The 15,018-nt window shown below is 68.6% G+C and carries 18 protein-coding genes; 10 read left to right on the top strand and 8 right to left on the bottom strand.

All coding sequences use genetic code 11. The features are described 5' to 3' along the window. Positions 1–14 precede the first annotated feature (14 nt). From AC5WS7_RS01435 to AC5WS7_RS01425, 3 genes are all read right to left on the bottom strand, one after another. Positions 15–1,304 carry a Rieske 2Fe-2S domain-containing protein gene (locus AC5WS7_RS01435; protein WP_495952489.1) on the bottom strand — a complete coding sequence of 430 codons (1,290 nt, stop codon included), beginning with the start codon at positions 1,302–1,304 and terminating at the stop codon, positions 15–17. 80 nt (positions 1,305–1,384) lie between these two features. After that, positions 1,385–1,807, bottom strand: coding sequence for an HTD2 family dehydratase (locus tag AC5WS7_RS01430; protein ID WP_495952488.1), 423 nt, complete (start codon positions 1,805–1,807; stop codon positions 1,385–1,387). Then, positions 1,804–2,289: an FAS1-like dehydratase domain-containing protein gene (locus AC5WS7_RS01425; protein WP_495952487.1), complete on the bottom strand. Its 486-nt coding sequence runs from the start codon at positions 2,287–2,289 to the stop codon at positions 1,804–1,806. The genes AC5WS7_RS01430 and AC5WS7_RS01425 overlap by 4 nt, the downstream gene beginning before the upstream one ends. A 103-nt stretch (positions 2,290–2,392) precedes the next feature. Here AC5WS7_RS01425 and AC5WS7_RS01420 point away from each other — a divergent pair, with 103 nt between their 5' ends. After that, positions 2,393–3,244, top strand: a complete 852-nt coding sequence (locus tag AC5WS7_RS01420) for an alpha/beta fold hydrolase (RefSeq protein WP_495952486.1) — start codon at positions 2,393–2,395, stop codon at positions 3,242–3,244. A gap of 61 nt (positions 3,245–3,305) precedes the next feature. Further along, complete coding sequence (locus tag AC5WS7_RS01415) at positions 3,306–4,493, top strand: multidrug effflux MFS transporter (RefSeq protein WP_495953703.1); 1,188 nt, start codon at positions 3,306–3,308, stop codon at positions 4,491–4,493. Here the strand turns inward: AC5WS7_RS01415 and AC5WS7_RS01410 are convergent. From AC5WS7_RS01410 to AC5WS7_RS01395, 4 genes are all read right to left on the bottom strand, one after another. After that, on the bottom strand, positions 4,456–5,202 hold the full coding sequence (locus AC5WS7_RS01410) for an IclR family transcriptional regulator (protein WP_495953702.1): 747 nt from the start codon (positions 5,200–5,202) through the stop codon (positions 4,456–4,458). The two genes, AC5WS7_RS01415 and AC5WS7_RS01410, sit on opposite strands and share 38 nt — an antisense overlap. A gap of 275 nt (positions 5,203–5,477) precedes the next feature. Continuing rightward, positions 5,478–6,527 carry a 4-hydroxy-2-oxovalerate aldolase gene (gene dmpG, locus AC5WS7_RS01405; RefSeq protein WP_495952485.1) on the bottom strand — a complete coding sequence of 350 codons (1,050 nt, stop codon included), beginning with the start codon at positions 6,525–6,527 and terminating at the stop codon, positions 5,478–5,480. Then, positions 6,524–7,471: an acetaldehyde dehydrogenase (acetylating) gene (locus AC5WS7_RS01400; RefSeq protein ID WP_495952484.1), complete on the bottom strand. Its 948-nt coding sequence runs from the start codon at positions 7,469–7,471 to the stop codon at positions 6,524–6,526. The genes dmpG and AC5WS7_RS01400 overlap by 4 nt, the downstream gene beginning before the upstream one ends. Before the next feature lie 28 nt (positions 7,472–7,499). Then, positions 7,500–8,291: a 2-keto-4-pentenoate hydratase gene (locus AC5WS7_RS01395; protein ID WP_495952483.1), complete on the bottom strand. Its 792-nt coding sequence runs from the start codon at positions 8,289–8,291 to the stop codon at positions 7,500–7,502. 47 nt (positions 8,292–8,338) lie between these two features. On the opposite strand from AC5WS7_RS01395, the gene AC5WS7_RS01390 reads away from it, so the two are divergent. The 7 genes from AC5WS7_RS01390 (at position 8,339) to AC5WS7_RS01360 (ending at position 13,253) form a co-directional block, all read left to right on the top strand. Further along, positions 8,339–9,112, top strand: coding sequence for an IclR family transcriptional regulator (locus tag AC5WS7_RS01390; protein ID WP_495952482.1), 774 nt, complete (start codon positions 8,339–8,341; stop codon positions 9,110–9,112). Positions 9,113–9,147: 35 nt separating this feature from the next. Further along, positions 9,148–10,314 carry a cytochrome P450 family protein gene (locus tag AC5WS7_RS01385; RefSeq protein ID WP_495952481.1) on the top strand — a complete coding sequence of 389 codons (1,167 nt, stop codon included), beginning with the start codon at positions 9,148–9,150 and terminating at the stop codon, positions 10,312–10,314. Between the two features lie 32 nt (positions 10,315–10,346). Then, positions 10,347–10,478 (top strand): hypothetical protein, encoded by a 132-nt coding sequence (locus AC5WS7_RS01380; RefSeq protein ID WP_495952480.1) that lies wholly within the window; start codon positions 10,347–10,349, stop codon positions 10,476–10,478. Then, a complete protein-coding gene (locus AC5WS7_RS01375; RefSeq protein ID WP_495952479.1) occupies positions 10,465–10,848 on the top strand; it encodes a hypothetical protein in 384 nt (127 codons plus the stop codon). Before AC5WS7_RS01380 ends, AC5WS7_RS01375 begins: the two co-directional genes overlap by 14 nt. Further along, complete coding sequence (locus AC5WS7_RS01370; protein WP_495952478.1) at positions 10,845–11,501, top strand: GNAT family N-acetyltransferase; 657 nt, start codon at positions 10,845–10,847, stop codon at positions 11,499–11,501. The genes AC5WS7_RS01375 and AC5WS7_RS01370 overlap by 4 nt, the downstream gene beginning before the upstream one ends. Positions 11,502–11,613: 112 nt before the next feature. Next, the gene (locus AC5WS7_RS01365; RefSeq protein WP_495952477.1) at positions 11,614–12,423 is read left to right on the top strand and encodes a mycofactocin-coupled SDR family oxidoreductase; all 810 of its coding nucleotides are present in this window, start codon (positions 11,614–11,616) and stop codon (positions 12,421–12,423) included. Beyond that, entirely contained in the window at positions 12,423–13,253 is an 831-nt protein-coding gene (locus tag AC5WS7_RS01360) for a mycofactocin-coupled SDR family oxidoreductase (RefSeq protein WP_495952476.1), read from the top strand. Before AC5WS7_RS01365 ends, AC5WS7_RS01360 begins: the two co-directional genes overlap by 1 nt. Positions 13,254–13,275: 22 nt before the next feature. Here the strand turns inward: AC5WS7_RS01360 and AC5WS7_RS01355 are convergent, their stop codons facing one another. Continuing rightward, positions 13,276–14,112, bottom strand: a complete 837-nt coding sequence (locus AC5WS7_RS01355; protein WP_495952475.1) for an IclR family transcriptional regulator — start codon at positions 14,110–14,112, stop codon at positions 13,276–13,278. Positions 14,113–14,378: 266 nt separating this feature from the next. Between AC5WS7_RS01355 and AC5WS7_RS01350 the strand changes: the two genes are divergently transcribed. Then, the gene (locus AC5WS7_RS01350; RefSeq protein WP_495952474.1) at positions 14,379–14,996 is read left to right on the top strand and encodes a TetR/AcrR family transcriptional regulator; all 618 of its coding nucleotides are present in this window, start codon (positions 14,379–14,381) and stop codon (positions 14,994–14,996) included. The last annotated feature ends 22 nt before the right edge of the window (positions 14,997–15,018 follow it).

The following is a 15,018-nucleotide window of genomic DNA, read 5'->3' as shown; positions in this document are numbered from 1 at the left end:
AGCATGTGCTTCTCCTATTCGCCGGCCGGGACGGACTGCGCGGCGGGCGCCGCATCGGCGCCGTCGCGCTTCGCCGATGCCCGGCGCGCACGCGCCTGCGCCACCGGCTGCTTGACGAATTCGACGGCAGCCGTGAGCTTTTCGGCGTACTCCTGCTCGGCGAGATTGCGCCAGGCGGTCAGCGAGACGTCGGGCCGGTACAGTTTTTCCGGCGGCGCGTCGGTGACCTCGACCATCCACGCGTCCTGCCCGGAGAACTGGCCGTGGAACAGCCAGCGGATCGCGCCGAGATACTTGGCGTAGAAGCCGAGTTTGCGCATACCGGTCACGAAATTCACCATCAGGCCGACATATCGGTGATTGTCGTCGTCCACCGGCACATAGAACTCGTAGTGGATGAAGTTGGGGTAGGCGATGCGCAGCACGCCGGGCATGGACAGGGACGCGAAGCCCGGGAAATCCTGCGCCGCGATGACCGGATCCACCCGCAGTCCGGCGCCGACGTTCCCGATCTGCGAGATCTTCGACTCGTCCGGCTTCTTCTTCCACCAGCGCTTGTTGGTCCACTTCCCCACGCCGGGGAATTCGGCTTCCCAGTACACCTCGTCCTGGACTCGGTAGATCCACCGGCCCTCGGGAACGATGCGGGTGATGTTCCAGGTCGGCATCGGCTTGAACAGCCGCCACAGCGCGGTGCGGTGCAGATACTTCGCGTGGCCCTCATCGAAGCCGTTCTCACACGCGAAACGCCAGTTCCCCGAACGCGGTTGGATGCGGCCGCCGACGATGCCCTCGTTCTCGACCAGCTCGGGTGGCAACTGCTCGTCCAGCGGCGGGGCGGGCTCGCGGGTGATCGGGATGTACACCCAGACCAGGCCGAGCCGCTCTTCCACTGCGTACGTCTGAACCTCGACCTTGCCGCAGATCTTCGAATCCGGACCGTCGGTGATGACCGCGACGAGCTTGCCGTCGGTCAGGCGATAGGTCCAGCCGTGATAGGGGCAGCTGACCGTGCCGGGGAACTGCTGGTCGCCTTCGGACAGCGGCACCCCGCGGTGCGGGCAGCGGTCGTGCAGCGCGTACACCTTGCCCGCGTCCCGGATGAGGGCGAGCTTCTCGCCGCAGATCGTGTAGCTGTGCGGGTTCGCGGTGATGTGGTTGGACCAGGTGACGGGATACCAGTACCCGCGGTAGCCGCTGCCGGCCGCGTTGTACTTGGGCCAGGCCGTCCAGTCCTGCCTGCCGGCCGCACGCGGGCGCTCGGGCACCTCCTGCGCGGCCTTCGGCGCCTCGACACCAGTCATGTGAAGTCCTCTCGAGACGAGATGGGTGATAGAGCGAATATTCGGCGAGTCCCGGCCGGACGCCAACGGATCCGGTTTGCTCAGCAGACCGGGTTCACATCGCCGGCCACAGCGGCCTCGCCTTCGGCGCACAGCACGCCGTCGCCGGTGTGCTCGCGCAGGTCGAGCGTGACCAGGCCGTCGGCGATCTCGCGCACGACGCCGGTCACGATGAGCTCGCACCCCACGTAGGCGGGTGCGCGGTTGCGCCATCCCACCGAGACCACGCCGCCCGGCCCGCCGGCGAACTCGGCCGCCGCACGGAACAACAGCGCACCGTGCAGCTGGGCCATCACCACCGGCGCGTCCAGGCCCTCCTGGACGGCGTATTCGGGCTCGTAGTGGATGCGGTGCGCGTTGTGCGTGACCGCGCCGAAGCGCAGCAGGCGCACCGGGTCGGTCCGCAGGACGACAGGGCCGATCTGCTGGCCCGTCTCGGCACGGGCGCTGGGCGGATTCGTCATCGGACGATGAACCTTTCGGTGACGGTGGCCAGCGCTCCGGCCCGCGCGGCCCGGAAGACCTTGGAGACCGTCAGCAGCAGGAACTCCGAGCCCGGCCGGCCTTTGCGCGCCACCTCGTCGAGCGTGCGCCGCACCGTGATCGGATCCCCGAGCGGCGCCTGCCGGTGGAACTCGATGCTCTGCCCACCGGCCATCAGGCGCACATCCAGACCGTCGGTGCCGGGAACCTCGTCGCGGAACATGCCGTCCGCGCGGTACTCGCCGTCGCGGCCGCCATCGGGACCGCGCAGCAGACTCGGCAGATACAGCGGATGCACCTGGAAGCCGGTCGATTCCGGGTCCAGCAGCCGCGGATCGTGTTCGCCGCACGCGCGCGCGAACGCCACCGCCTCGGAAGCTCGCAACGGGCCGAGATCGCGGTGCTCGACCGCGCCGAGCAGGGCGCGGGCCCGGTCCTCGGCCGTTCGCAGATCTGATGCCATGCGCCGCAAGCTAACCGCGCGTGCCGGGGCCCGGCCACAGACCGGGACCGCCCAGCGGACCGCGATCCTTCACACCGCCTGCGAAATGACGTCAGGTGTGCTCATGGCTCAACCACCGAACAGCTTGTACGCCGACGCGGCGGGAGTGAAGTTCCACTATCACGACCTCGGCTCCGGAAATCCCACGATATTCCTGCACGGCGGCGGCCCCGGATGCACCGCGTGGTCCGACTTCGGTCCTGTCGCACCGCTTTTCGCGCGTGACCGCCGGGTGATCCTGGTCGACATCCTGCAGTACGGCCGGTCGGAGAAGTGCACGATCAGCGGGCCGATGTGGGATTTCCACGCAGCGAAGATCGTCGCGCTGCTCGACGAATTGCCCATCGACCGCGCCGATTTCGTCTGCAACTCCTGGGGCGGGACGATCGCGCTCAACCTCGCGGCCAAGTATCCCGACCGGGTGCGCGCGCTGGTGATCACCGGCAGCATGCCGGTGTTCTACGGCCCGCTCGCTCCGCTGCCGGAGAACGGTCATCGCGGCCGCACGGCCCGGGACGTCTACTACGGCGGCGAGGGCCCCACCCGGGAGAAGATGCGTCAGCTGATCACCCGCCTCGAGTGGTTCGACGGCGACAAACTGCCGCGCGAGACCCTGGACATGCGCTACCAGCAGAGCCTGGACCCGGAGGAGATGGCTCTGGCCGCGGCGTCGGACAACCCGCGCGGCGACTGGCAGGATCTGACCGCCGAACTCGGAATGATCACGGCGCCGGTGCTTTTCGCGTGGGGAATGCACGACGCCTTCCTCACCCCGGACTACCCTCTGATGCTGGCCAGAATGATCGAGCACGGGCACCTGTACGTGATGGACAAGGCGTCGCATCACCTCCAGGAAGAACGGCCGTACGACTACTACTCCGTGGTGAGCGGGTTCCTTGACCAGCAACATTCGTGACGCGGTCGCGGTGCGCCCGCCCGCGGGCGCGGACCGGCTTCGGCTCGTGCTCGTCCTGGGCATGCTCACCGCCCTCGGTCCGTTCACCGTGGACATGTATCTGCCCGCGCTGCCGACGATTTCGGCACATTTCCACACGACCGACACCGCCGTGCAGCTCACCCTGACGGGCACGCTGGCGGGACTGGCGATCGGTCAGCTCGTCGCGGGTCCGCTGTCGGACAGCCACGGGCGGCGCGGGCCGCTGGCCGTCGGCACCGCTGTGCACGTCTTCGCCTCGGTGGCATGCTTTTTCGCACCTTCGGTCGCAACGCTGGGAGTCCTGCGCGCCCTCCAGGGTTTCGGCGCCGCCGCGGCGGGGGTGATCGCGATGGCGGTCGTGCGCGACCTGTACGCCGGTCGCGCCGCGGCGGTCGTGCTGTCCCGGTTGATGCTCGTGATGGGTGTCGCGCCGATTCTCGCGCCGTCGATCGGCGGGCTGGTGCTCGGCGCGGTGTCCTGGCAGGGAGTGTTCCTGGTACTGGCCGCGCTCGGTGCGGGCATGATGCTGCTGGGCGTCTTCGCGCTCTCCGAGACGCTGCCGCCCGGCGCCCGCACCGGACGTGGAATCTCCCAGGCGCTCAACGGATATCGCACCCTGATCGGCGATCCGCGGTTCCTCGTACTCGTGCTGGTATGCGGCCTGGGCCGGTCGGTGCTGTGGGCCTACATCGCCGGATCGCCCTTCGTGATGCAGGGCCAGTTCGGGCTCACCTCACGGACCTACGGTTTCGCCTTCGCCGCGGGCGCGGTGGTATTGATCGGCGCGTCCCAGCTGAACGTCGTCCTGCTGAAACGATGGTCGCCGCTGCGGATCAGTCTGGTCGCGCTGCTGGTGAGCACGGCGGTCGGCGGAGCGTTCATCGTCCTGGCGGCCACTTCGACCGGCGGGTTCGCCGGCTTCGCCCTGCCGGTGCTGGCTCTGCTCGGCGCCACGGGTTTCGTGATGCCGAACGCGCCCGCGCTGGCGTTGGCCCGCCACGGCGCGATCGCGGGTGCGGCCGCCGCGATGGTCGGCTTCGCGCAGTTCGGCGCGGCGGCCGTGGTCGCACCGATCGTCGGGCTGCTGGGCAATACCAGTCTGGCCGTCGCGATCGTGACGACCGCGTCGGCCGGGCTCGGGTTCGCGGCCCTCGGCGCGGCGAGCAAACAGCGTCCGCCCATCCGGGGCGCTACGCCGAGCGCGCGAGAGAGCCCAGTGTCCGGCTGATTCCGGCCCCGGCGGTCTTCAACGGGCCGGACATCCGCTCGAGTCTCATCCGTGCGGTGGTGGTGGACATCCCGACCGCCCCGACCAGCACCGAATTCGAGCCGAACACCGGCACCGCCGCGCTCACCACACCGAGGGCCATCTCCTCGGCCTCCACCGCCATCATGTTCCGGCGGATCATGTCGAGCTGGCGGCGCAGATGCGCGGCCGAGGGCACCGTGCGTCGCGTGAAGGCGGGCAGCCCGTTCTCGAGCATCCGGCTGACCACGTCGGCCGGCGAGAACGCCAGCATCGCCTTACCCGTTGCGGTCGCGTACAGCGGCAGCCGCCCGGCGACCCGGGACGGCATCGCGATCGCGCTGTGGCCGGAGACCTTGTCGATGTAGAGCACGTCGTAGCCGTCCCGGATCGCGAGATGCACGGTCGCGCCGGTCGCGGCATGCAGGTCCTGCAAATACGGCAGGGCGGCGTCGCGCAGCACCCGTTGCGCGGGCACCAGCTGCCCTAGTTCGAACAATCGCAGGCCCAGCCGGTAGCTCGTGCCGGATCGTTCCAGCACGCCCCACTCGACCAGCGCGGTCGCCAGCCGGTACGTCGTGGCCTTGGCGACTCCGCTGCGCCGGGACAGTTCGGTCAGCGACAGCTCACCCGATTCGGCGTCGAACGCCTCCAGCAGCAAGCGCGCCTTACCCAGTACCGATTGCACGATCGCCTCCACGAACCCGGGCGGTCCACTCTCCGGACCAGATCTGCACACCATACCTTTCGCCCGGTTTGCCGGTAACGCAAACCACGGCGTAATTCACCGGACAAAGCAGGTACAGGCTGCATGGAAGTCGCCACGGCGAAGGTTGCTGACGAATTCCCAACACGCCCTGCCGATCCAGGGACGGCGAGATCGTTCGGCCACCAAGGCTATACGTTCTCGCCGTCGCCGCGCTATCGGAATGTCGGCACGCCGATCCGGGAGCGATGCACGGATCCCTAGCGCTGCTTCGCGGCCAGCAGGTCGAGTGCGATATCGGTGATCAGATCCTCTTGGCCGCCGACCAGTTTGCGCTCGCCGACGGCCAGCAGGATCTCGCGGGTGTCCAGCCCGTACTGCTTCGCCGCCGCTTCGGCGTGCCGCAGGAAGCTGGAGTACACACCCGCGAAACCGAGGGTCAGCGTCTCGCGGTCGACCTGGACCGGGCGGTCCTGCAGCGGGCGCACGATGTCGTCGGCGGCGTCCTGCAGCGCGAACAGATCGCAGTTGTGCTTCCAGCCGGAGTGGTCCGCGACCGCGACGAACGGCTCGATCGGGCAGTTGCCCGCACCGGCCCCGTGCCCGGCCAGCGAGGCGTCGACCCGGGTCACCCCCTCCTCGACCGCGACCACCGAGTTCGCCACCGACAGCGACAGATTCTGGTGCGCGTGAATGCCGATCTGGGTGCCGGGATCGAGCAGATCACGGTAGGCGCGCACCCGATCCCGGACCCCGTTCATGGTCAGCCGCCCACCGGAGTCGGTGACGTAAACACAGTGTGCCCCATAGGATTCCATCAGCTTCGCCTGGCGCGCGAGCTCAGCGGGCTCGGACAGGTGCGACATCATCAGGAAGCCGCTGACATCCATGCCTAGTTCCCGGGCGGTGCCGATGTGCTGCGCGGCCACGTCGGCCTCGGTGCAGTGCGTCGCCACCCGCACGGAGGTCACCCCGAGTTCGAAGGCTTGCTTCAGTTCGGCGACGGTGCCGACGCCGGGCAGCAGCAGCGTGGTCAGCTTCGCGCGGTGCACCACCGCCGCGGCAGCCTCGATCCACTCCCGGTCGGTGTTGCTGCCCGGCCCGTAGGTGAGGCTGTGACCCGCCAATCCGTCGCCGTGCGTGACCTCGATGGCGTCGACGCCGGCCGCATCGAGCGCCGCGGCGATCGCCGCTACGTTCTCCGGGCTGATCCGGTGCCGCATGGCGTGCATGCCGTCGCGCAGGGTGACGTCCTGGATGTAGAGCGGTGCGCCGTCGAGGACGTTCGGGCGGGTGGTCGTCTCGGTCATCGGGCCATCTCCAAGAGCATGTTTTCGGCGATCCGTTCGGCGACCTGCAGGGCCGCGGAGGTCATGATGTCGAGGTTGCCGGCGTAGGCGGGCAGGTAGTGCGCGGCGCCCTCGACCTCGAGGAAGACCGACACCTTCCACAGTCCTGGCCCCCGGTCGATGCCGCCGGTGAGGGTGGCGACCGACTCGGCATCGTCCAGCTTCGTGATCTGCACGTCCTGTTTGAGCCGGTACCCCGGCACGTAGGCGGAGACCGCGGCGACCATGTCCTGCACGGACTTTCGGATCGCGGCCTGGTCCGGATCGGTGACCAGGGCGAGCACGGTGTCGCGCATGATCAGCGGCGGCTCGGCGGGATTGAGCACGATGATGGCCTTGCCGTAGTCGGCTCCGCCGACCCGCACGATCGCCTCGGAGGTGGTCTCGGTGAATTCGTCGATGTTCGCCCGGGTTCCCGGTCCCGCGGATTTCGAGGCGATGGAGGCCACGATCTCCGCGTAGTGCACGTGCGCGACCGCCGCGACGGCGGCGACGATCGGAATCGTCGCCTGGCCGCCGCAGGTCACCATGTTCACGATCGGGGCGTCGCGGTGCTCGTCCAGGTTGACCGCCGGCACCACGAACGGGCCGATGGCCGCGGGGGTGAGGTCGATGATGCGCTTGTCGTAGGGCTGCAACGCCGCCACGTTGGCCCGGTGCGCCTTGGCCGACGTGGAGTCGAAGACGATGCGGATGTCGTCGAAATCCGGATGCGCGATGAGCCCCTGGACACCGTTGTCGACGGTGCTGATGCCCAGCCTGCGGGCGCGGGCGAGCCCGTCCGAGTCGGGGTCGATGCCGACCAGCACGGCGATCTCGACGTGCTCGGCGACGCGGAGGAGTTTGATGAGGAGGTCGGTGCCGATATTGCCCGACCCGATGACCGCGGCCTTGATCCGGCTCATGCTGTCCTGCTTTCGGGTGAGGTGGTGGTCATTCCGTGAAAGATGCTGCGACGGAACCGATTCCGGAGATGTGGGCGCGATAGGTAGCGCCCGGGGCGACCGCGACCATCGGCCCCAGCGCACCGGACAGGATGATCTCGCCGGCCCGCAGCGGGGATCCGAAGGCGCGGCTGGTGTTGGCCAGCCAGGCCAGTGCCTCCCAGGGGCTGCCCAGACAGTCCGAACCGCGGCCGGTCGAGACCTGCTCGCCCTCGGTCGTCGCGGTCATGGTGACCGCGGCGAGGTCGGGGGCCTGCGCGACCGGCAGCGAGTCGCCGAGCACGTACAGCCCGGAGGAGGCGTTGTCGGCGACGGTATCGGCGAAACTGATGTCCCAGTTCGCGATTCGGCTGTCGACGATCTCGAAGGCCGCATGCACCCGGCTCACGAATCGCGGCGCTTCGGCCGCTGTGATCGGGTCGGGAATGCCGGCCGCGAGAGTGAAGGCGATCTCGGCCTCGATCTTGGGTTGCAGCAGCCTGCCGATATCGACCCTGGCGTCGTGCGTGCAGTCGAAATCGTCGAGCAGGACCCCGAAATCGGGCTGATTCACGCCTAGCTGGCGCTGCACGGCCGGCGAGGTCAGGCCGGTCTTGCGACCGACCACGGTCCGCCCGCTCGCGAGCCGCGCGTCGATATTGCGCTTCTGGACGGCGTAGGCCGCCTCCAGATCGTCCGGGCCGATCAGGTCGCGAATCGGCGCGCACGGCGTTCCGGTCGCCGCCGCCACCGCGAGTCGTTCGGCAGCCGCGCCGATCGTGTCGTTCTGCACCGTTGTCATGCCACGCACGCTATTGCCGTCGATCGCGCATGAATAGGATATGTCCCATGAAACGGGACAACTTATCGTTGCTGCAGCGCTCGGCACTGGTGCTCGACGCCTTTCCCGGGGGCACGGGACTGTCGCTGGCCGAGGTCGCCGCCCGCACCGGGCTGCCGCGCTCGACCACGCATCGGGTGCTGACCGCGCTGGTCGAACTGGGCTGGCTGTCCCGCACCGGCAGCAAGTTCGAACTCGGTCTGGCCCTGTTCGAACTCGGCGAACGAGTCGGGCTGAAGTACCGATTGCGTTCGGCGGCACTACCTTTCATGCAGGACCTCTACGCGGTGACCGGTGAGACCGTGCACCTGGCGATCCGCGACGGCAGCGAGGCCGTCTACGTCGAGAAGATCCACGGGCACGCCGCGCTCCCCCTGCCCTCGCAGATCGGCGGACGGCTCCCGCTGACCTGCACCGCGGTCGGCAAAGCGCTGCTGGCGCTCGAGCACCCGGACATCCGCGCCCAGGTGCTCGGCCTGCCGTTGCGCAGCTACACCCGCAATTCGGTCACCGACCCGGTGCGGCTGGCACGCGAACTCGACGCCGTGCGGCGCACCGGCGTCGCCGTCGAACGCGAAGAGGCCGCCCTCGGCGGCTGTTGCCTGGCCTCCCCGGTTCTGCTCGCCGGACAGCCGATCGCGGCGCTGTCGGTGTCGGTGCCCACGGCCGGATTCAAGCCCGAACTGCTCGCGCCCGCCGTACGCACCGCCGCACTCGCGCTGGGCCGCACCCTTTCTCGCACTCCGGGCGACCATACGAATACCACCGCGACATCCTCCTGAACCCGGATGCCCGCGCAGCTGGCACGCTGGCAGATATGACACTGGGGAGTTCTCCGTTCGCCGCGAGCACACACGACATCGACGCGCTGCACGAACAATTGCGAACCCGTGCGCCCGGAGTGCACCGGGCCGAACTGCCCGACGGTTCGCCCGTGTGGGTCGTCACCGGCTACGAAGCGGTGACCCGGCTGCTCACCGATCCGGGCGTCTCGGCGGCGAAAGCCGACAGCACCATGGGATTTCGCGGAAACCACCTGCCGCCCGCGCTCGATGCCAACCTGCTCAATCTCGACGGCGAGGCCCATCGCCGCCTGCGCAGGCTCGCCGCCGAGGCATTCGGACCGCGCCACCACCGGTTCCACGAACAGATCGTGTCCGGCACGGTGGACGAACTGGTCGCCGAACTCCCCGCCGAAGGCCGGATCGATCTCATGACCGGATTGTGCGAACCGCTGCCGGTACGCGTGACCGGAACTCTGCTGGGACTGCCCCGCGAAAAATTGAACGCCTTCCGCGAAGCCTCCGCACCGCTGCTGCGCTCCGACGGCTCGCACGAGCGCGACGCGCTGCGCCGCTCGATGACCACCCTGTCGGGGTTGATCTGCGACGCGATCGCCGACAAGCGGCGCGGGCCGGGCCGGGACCTGCTCTCGACCTGGATCGCGGCCCGGGACGGGCAGGATCGGCTCACCGAGGACGAACTGGTCAGCCTGGCCTTCCTGACGATCATCGGCGGATTCGAGAACACGATCAGTGCCACCGCGTTCGTCCTGGACGAACTGGTCCGCCACCACCAGGCGCGAGCCCGCGAAATACTCGACCGCCCAGAGGAATTCGCGCCGCTGATCCGGCGGCTGATCCGCACCGCCGCACCGATGAACTATGCGGTGCGCAGGTTCCCGCTCACCGATATCGAGATCAACGGCGTCCTCATCCCGCGCGGGCACACCGTATACGCCTCGCTGCGCTCGGCCCACCTGGACCCGGCCGGGCACGAGCGCCCGGACCTGGTCTTCGGCCGCGGCCGGCACTACTGCCTCGGTGCGAATCTGGCCGAACTGCAGGCCGAGCACGCCGCCCGCGCCGTACTCGGCAAGTATCCGCGTCTGCGAGTTACCGGCCCGAGAGAGGCATACCGCCTGCGGGCCTCCTGGATGACCTACGCCCTGGCCGAACTCTTCGTTGTCACCGGCGACGCCTGACAACGCGAGCAGCCTGCGGCACGGCGGCCCTGATGATCGCCGTGCTGGACAGGAAGTTCGGAGTCATCGAGCAGAGGTTGACCGCGGCAGCCGAACTCGCGAAAGGTATGCGATTCGGCGAGCAGGTGCGGCGGTTCCTGCTCGCGGCAGGTGACGAGCTCTGAGCGGATCGGCGCGGCGCAACTCGCCACCGGCCGTGGCGATGCGGCGCTGCGCCGGCATGTGGAACAGCGCGTCGACGCGATCGTCTATCAGCGGCTCGACGGTCTGTTCCGGGACGGGCACCGGCGCGGGCTGCTCACCGCGCCGCCCGAACCGCTCGGCGAGATCAGCAGGGGCACGGTGGAGCGACTGCTGAACTCGCGGCTACCGCGCGAACTCGACTACACCGCGAGTCGTCCAGGCACATGGACACGACACGGCCGGTGGGGTCGGTTTCGAGCGTCACCCTGCGGAACCGTGCGGCCGACAGCGGACCACGCGGCAAATTCGCTGGCCGCGAAGGATATTCGGCAGGCACGATGGCGGGCATGAGCCCGATGAAATACTGGCCTCCGGCGGGTCTCCGTTTGCGCACACCGCGATTGGAACTGCGGATGCCCACCATGGAAGACCTGGATGCCCTCGCCGGGCTCGCCGCCGAGGGCGTGCACGACCCGGCGGTACAGCCGTTCACAGCCGAATGGACGGATACGGGTCCGGATGAACGGGCACAGCGCGTGCTGCAGTGGCACTGGCGATGTCTCGCCGACTGGCGAGTCGACGATTGGGTCCTGAATCTCGTTGTGCTGCAAGACGGAAGGGTTGTCGGAACCCAGTCGGTCGGCGCGAAGCACTTCGCCCTCTGCCGAGAGGTGAACACCGGATCATGGCTCGGCAGGACACATCACGGCCGAGGAATAGGTACGCAGATGCGTTCCGCAGTCCTGGAATTTGCCTTCGCCCAGCTCGGAGCCGAGTCGGCGATCTCCGGTGCGTTCGAGGACAACCCGGCGTCATACCGGATCTCGCGCAAACTCGGATACGAACCCGACGGTGTCGAGGTACACGCGGTGCGAGGAAAGCCGGCGATACTGCGGCGGCTACGTCTCACGCGCATCCGCTGGGAATCGCATCGGACCGTACCGGTGGAAGTGACCGGGCTGACCGAATGCCTGCCGCTGTTCGGAGCCCGACACAAGCCGTAACGGGGACGGACACATCCCACTGCATGGGAGATGACGGCCGGAGGGGACGTGCGGGTCATTAGCGTCCCGTTCCCATGAGATGGCCGATATCTAGAGGGACCGGGGAGTCGAGATGACACGAATGGCCGGGAAGGTCGCGTTGATCACGGGGGCGCGGCGGGGGGCGGGGCGAGCCTGTGCGGTTCGGCTCGCGCAGGAGGGGGCCGATGTCGTGCTGCTGGATCAGGGCGGACGGGAGGCGGAGGCCGATCTGGCGGATACGGCGAATGGGGTGCGCGAGTTGGGGCGACGGGTATTCACCGCGACTGCGGATATCCGGGACTTCGACGCGGTCGACGCGGCCGTGCGCGACGGCGCGGGCGAGCTCGGGCCGCTGGATGTCGTGCTGGCCAACGCGGGGGTCTACGACGCCCCGGGACCGTCGTGGGAGATCGACGACGACACCTGGAACCGGTCGATCGAGGTCAACCTCACCGGGACCTGGCATACCGTCAAAGCCGGAGTCGCGCAGATGAATTCGAGCGGCGGGTCGGTGATCATCGTGAGCTCCACCGCGGGAATCAAGGCGTTGCCGGGGGCCTCGCACTACTCGGCGGCCAAGCACGCGATCACCGGGCTGGCGAAGACGCTCGCGAACGAACTGGGAGCGCGGTCCATTCGGGTGAACACGGTCCATCCGGGTTCCATCGCAACCCCGATGATCCTGAACCCCGCGACCTTCGCGCGCCTGCGTCCCGACCTGGACGACCCCACGGCCGACGATGTGGCCGAATTACTCACGGCCAGAACGCTGTTGCCGGTCCCATGGGTGGAACCGGCCGATATCGGCAACGCGGTGCTGTTCCTGTCCTGCGACGAATCCCGGTACGTCACCGGCCTGCAGATGGTCGTGGACGCCGGCCTGACCCAGAAGGTCGCATGATGACGGGACGACTCGAAGGTAAGGTCGCGCTGATCACGGGCGCGGCCGGAGGGATGGGACGCGCCCAGGCGATCCGGTTCGCGCAGGAGGGCGCCGACATCATCGCGGTCGACCTGGCCGCGGCGCCCGAGCGCACGACCACTCCCGGGGTCGCCGCGCAGACCCTCGCCGATACGGTCCGCGCGGTCGAGGCCGCCGGCCGCCGGATCAGCGCGTTCGAGGCCGATGTGCGCGACCAGCGGGCCCTGGACGCGGCGGTGGCCGAGGGGGTCGGCGCCCTGGGACGGTTGGATATCCTGTGCGCGACCGCCGGTATCAGCTCGACCGGTTCGACCGTCGAACTCGACGAACAGCGCTGGCAGACGATGCTGGATGTGAATCTCACCGGTGTATGGCGAACCTGCAAGGCGGGAATCCCGTCGATCCTCGCCGGAGGCCGGGGCGGTTCGCTCGTGCTGATGAGTTCGATCGCGGGGCTGCGCGGGCTGGCCGGGGTCGGCCATTACACCAGCGCCAAGCACGGCGTGGTCGGCCTGATGCGGTCGCTGGCGAACGAGCTGGCGCCACATGCGGTGCGCGTCAACACGATTCACCCCGCGATCGTGCGCACCCCGATGATCGAGAACCCGTCCACCATGCGCACGTTCGCCGGCGTGCCGAACCCGACCCGCGAGCAGTTCGAGGCCGGCGTGCGGGCGATGCACCTGCTTCCGCTGACCTTCATCGAACCCGAGGACCTCGCGAACGCGAGCCTGTTCCTGGCCTCCGACGAGGCCCGGTGCATCACCGGCGTGACGCTGCCCGTGGACGCTGGGCACTGTCTCGGATAGTTCAACCGTTCATGCCGCGCGCTCACCGGCCGGAGTGGGCGTGCGGCATGCTCGCGCGCGAGCCATGGCCGGTTGCCACGACCGAGCGCGGCCGCAGCGGCGGCACTCCGGCCGCGACCCGCCAGATGGTCGCGGCGGCATTGCGCACCTCGGCGATCGCGGCCTCCAGACCGAGCGTCTGGGTGGGGCCGCACAGCGACAGCGCGAAATGTTCGTCGGCGCCGGCATCCGCGATAGGGATCGGGGCGGCCACCACGGTGACCCCCAACGCGGTGCCCTGGCTGTCCAGCGCCACGCCGCCGCGATCACGCACCCGATCCAGGTCTCGCGCGAGTTGGTTGCGCGACTTGATGGAATAGCAGGTCGGGGCGTCCTCGAAGTCGAGTTCGGCCCACTGGTCCGGAGGCAGGGTCGCCAATATCGCCCGGCCGGCCGCGGTGGTCGCGACCGGTTGCCGGGCCCCGGCACTCCACTGGCCACCGGCCGAGGGCCAGATCCCCACGCGGTCCAGATGCATGATCTCGACCCCGACAAGCATGCTCAGGTGCACGGTCAGCCCGCTGCGCCGATGCAGGTCGGCCATCACCGGCACGGCCGCGCGGTGGACGTTGTGCCGTCGGGGGAACTGCGCGCCGAGCTCGAACATCCGGACGCCGAGCGTGTATTTGAACTCCCTGCGTTGCACCCAGCCGAGTTCGACGAGACGCTGCAGGATGCGATGCGCCGACGACCTGGGCACATGCGAGCGGCGCGCTACCTCCGCCAGTGTCAGTGGTCGTTCACCCACGAAGGACTCCAGGAGCGATGCGACCCGGTCGATCATCGCGGTGGGGGTTTCTTCGAGCTGCGGCATTGCCATTACGACCTCCGAAAGATATGTCAGATCATGTCTTTCTGTCATAATCTGACAGGTGTGAGTGTAAACACAGGCGCTGGCCGCTGTAAAGCGGTTCACACTCCGGTTCGCAGAGGCGCGGCCGGCCCGCGTCCGGAGTAACCTGTCATAATCTGACACCTACCGTTCGATACCGTCGGCGTGCAATCCGAAAGCCCGCTGACCGGGCGGGACAGCGGCCCGCACGACGGGCCGACGGTGACCGGGCAACAGCAGAGAGGAAGACCGGGGTGACGAAACCGAAGCGTCCGACTCTCACCGAACGTCGCGCCGAGGAACTGCGCATGACCATCGCGCTCACCGCCCGGGACCTGTTCGTCGCCGAGGGCGACGCCTCGGCGACGGTCGAGCGGATCTGCGAGATCGTCGGCATCGCACCGCGCACCTTTCACCGGCACTTTCCGGTCAAGGAAGACGTCCTGATGCCCCTGCTGCGACGCAGCGAGACGATCATCCTGGGCGAGTTGGAGAACGCGCCCGACGACGCCGATCCGGTCGAGGTGCTCACCCACGCGCTCACCCTGGAGGTCGGCACCAGGCAGGTGCCCGACTTCGATCGCCAGCTCGTGCGGCTGATCGTCAACACCCCGCAGTACCGCCTGCGCTTCGTGGAGTGGAGCGAGGGACTCGCCGACGGGATCACGCAGTTCCTGGCCCGCTTCTACGAACTCGACACCGAGCCGTTCCTGCGGGACCTTCCGGCCCGGCTCGTGGTGCAGACCATGCGCCACGCCATCTATCACTGGGTCGATGCCAGTGGTTCCGGCGATTACTCCGAGGTGGGGCGTTTGGAGTTCCGCGGTTTCGGGATGGCACTCAGCGGACTGGAACGGCTTCCCGAGAAGTAGTCCGCCCCAACGGGATTCACCG

The organism is Nocardia sp. PLKS1-43 (genome assembly GCF_059510335.1).
Note: the sequence above shows the minus strand (reverse complement) of the source record. Positions and strands in the feature narration are given on the sequence as shown.

Bases quoted from the DNA above. Each gene is read 5' to 3' on its own strand.
- AC5WS7_RS01435 (WP_495952489.1), bottom strand. From the start codon at position 1,304: ATGACTGGTGTCGAGGCGCCGAAGGCCGCGCAGGAGGTGCCCGAGCGC.
- AC5WS7_RS01430 (WP_495952488.1), bottom strand. From the start codon at position 1,807: ATGACGAATCCGCCCAGCGCCCGTGCCGAGACGGGCCAGCAGATCGGC.
- AC5WS7_RS01425 (WP_495952487.1), bottom strand. From the start codon at position 2,289: ATGGCATCAGATCTGCGAACGGCCGAGGACCGGGCCCGCGCCCTGCTC.
- AC5WS7_RS01420 (WP_495952486.1), top strand. From the start codon at position 2,393: ATGGCTCAACCACCGAACAGCTTGTACGCCGACGCGGCGGGAGTGAAG.
- AC5WS7_RS01415 (WP_495953703.1), top strand. From the start codon at position 3,306: ATGCTCACCGCCCTCGGTCCGTTCACCGTGGACATGTATCTGCCCGCG.
- dmpG (WP_495952485.1), bottom strand. From the start codon at position 6,527: ATGACCGAGACGACCACCCGCCCGAACGTCCTCGACGGCGCACCGCTC.
- AC5WS7_RS01400 (WP_495952484.1), bottom strand. From the start codon at position 7,471: ATGAGCCGGATCAAGGCCGCGGTCATCGGGTCGGGCAATATCGGCACC.
- AC5WS7_RS01395 (WP_495952483.1), bottom strand. From the start codon at position 8,291: ATGACAACGGTGCAGAACGACACGATCGGCGCGGCTGCCGAACGACTC.
- AC5WS7_RS01390 (WP_495952482.1), top strand. From the start codon at position 8,339: ATGAAACGGGACAACTTATCGTTGCTGCAGCGCTCGGCACTGGTGCTC.
- AC5WS7_RS01385 (WP_495952481.1), top strand. From the start codon at position 9,148: ATGACACTGGGGAGTTCTCCGTTCGCCGCGAGCACACACGACATCGAC.
- AC5WS7_RS01380 (WP_495952480.1), top strand. From the start codon at position 10,347: ATGATCGCCGTGCTGGACAGGAAGTTCGGAGTCATCGAGCAGAGGTTG.
- AC5WS7_RS01370 (WP_495952478.1), top strand. From the start codon at position 10,845: ATGAGCCCGATGAAATACTGGCCTCCGGCGGGTCTCCGTTTGCGCACA.
- AC5WS7_RS01365 (WP_495952477.1), top strand. From the start codon at position 11,614: ATGACACGAATGGCCGGGAAGGTCGCGTTGATCACGGGGGCGCGGCGG.
- AC5WS7_RS01360 (WP_495952476.1), top strand. From the start codon at position 12,423: ATGACGGGACGACTCGAAGGTAAGGTCGCGCTGATCACGGGCGCGGCC.
- AC5WS7_RS01355 (WP_495952475.1), bottom strand. From the start codon at position 14,112: ATGGCAATGCCGCAGCTCGAAGAAACCCCCACCGCGATGATCGACCGG.